Source organism: Streptomyces sp. AC550_RSS872 (assembly GCF_019049285.1).
In the GTDB taxonomy this organism is placed as follows: domain Bacteria; phylum Actinomycetota; class Actinomycetes; order Streptomycetales; family Streptomycetaceae; genus Streptomyces.
The window spans coordinates 1-1,292 of sequence record NZ_JAGMUL010000150.1 but is presented as its reverse complement, the minus strand read 5'-3'; the positions used below and the strand labels follow the sequence as shown (position 1 = coordinate 1,292).

Sequence of the window (1,292 nt, the reverse complement as noted above, 5' to 3'; positions counted from 1 at the left end):
GTGTTGAGGATGCCCCTATGTTCGTCAAGTGGCAGAAGACGCGGCGACGGAGGTTGTCGCCGGGTGGATCTGCCGGTAGATCTCGCGGGCGACGTAGCGTTTGAGGCAGCGGATGATCTCGCGTTTCGACATGCCTTGCTTCGTCCGCCGCTCGACGTAGGCGCAGGTGCGTGCATCACGGCGGATGCGTGTCACGACGATCCGGTAAAGGGCAGCGTTGGCCTGGCGGTTGCCACCGCGGTTCAGCCGTCGGCGCCGGGTTTTTCCGGAGGACTGCTCGACCGGGCTGACGCCGAACAGAGCGGCGAAGGACGCCTCGCTGGCCAGCCGCTCAGGGTTGTCGCCGGCGGCGATCAGCAGGGCGGCGGCGCTGTCGGGGCCGACGCCGATGATGTCCAGGAGCTGCGAGTGGCAGGCACGGACGGCCCGGTTGACCCGGCGGGTGAGTTCCTTCACCTCAGCGGTCAGCTGCTGGATGCGGCGGGCCAGCAGCCGGAGCGTGAAGACGGCCGCGTTCCCGCCGCTGGGAAGCTCGGCGCATTGGGCGAACAACGCCGAGTTGCTGAGGCGGGACAAGGATTCGCGCAGCTTGGGCTCGATGCCGAGGAGTACGGCCTTGAGCTGGTTCTTCGCCTGTGTGCGAGCCTTGACGGCCGACTCTTTCGCCAGTCTCAGCACGCGCATGTCGGCGGCCGGGCCCTCACCCGTCTTGGGCGTGACGTCGGCGCGTCCTGACAGCACCGCGCGGGCGGCGGCTTGGGCATCGACGGCGTCGGTCTTGCCGCGCTTGCGGCGTGTGGCGCGGTCGGGCTGGTTGACCTCGACGACTTGGACGTTCTCCCGGCTCAGGAACCGTGCCAGAGCTGCCCCATAGGAACCGGTGCACTCCACTCCTGCGCGATGCAGGACGCCGAAGGAGCGGGCCCAGGCCAGGAGTTGGCGGTAACCGGCGGCAGTTGCCGGGAACTCCTGGTGGGCCAGGAACGCGCCGAGCACGGTGATCACGGCGGCGACGTGCACGTCCTTGTGGGTGTCAACGCCGAGGATCACGTCCTCCGCCGGCTGTTGTTCTGACTGTGCGGGCAGAATCGTCTGGGGCATGCTGGTGACGGTCACGTGGCTCCTTGATCGGCATGGGCCTGATGGCCGACGCCGGGCCTGTGGGCGGTCAGAACTGTGATGGTGCCTTGTGCGGCAAGGCCCCTATCGGGACACGCCCGCTGGTCCGGCGCAGCAAGCACCGCCCGGGACCCAAGCCGACAGATCCTCAACAAGGCAGCCAGGCCAGTTGT

General features: G+C 68.2%; 1 protein-coding gene. It reads right to left on the bottom strand.

All coding sequences use genetic code 11. The features are described 5' to 3' along the window. Nucleotides 1-24: 24 nt before the first annotated feature. On the bottom strand, nucleotides 25-1,101 hold the full coding sequence (locus KUM44_RS37300; protein ID WP_217214205.1) for an IS110 family transposase: 1,077 nt from the start codon (nucleotides 1,099-1,101) through the stop codon (nucleotides 25-27). Nucleotides 1,102-1,292: the final 191 nt, after the last annotated feature.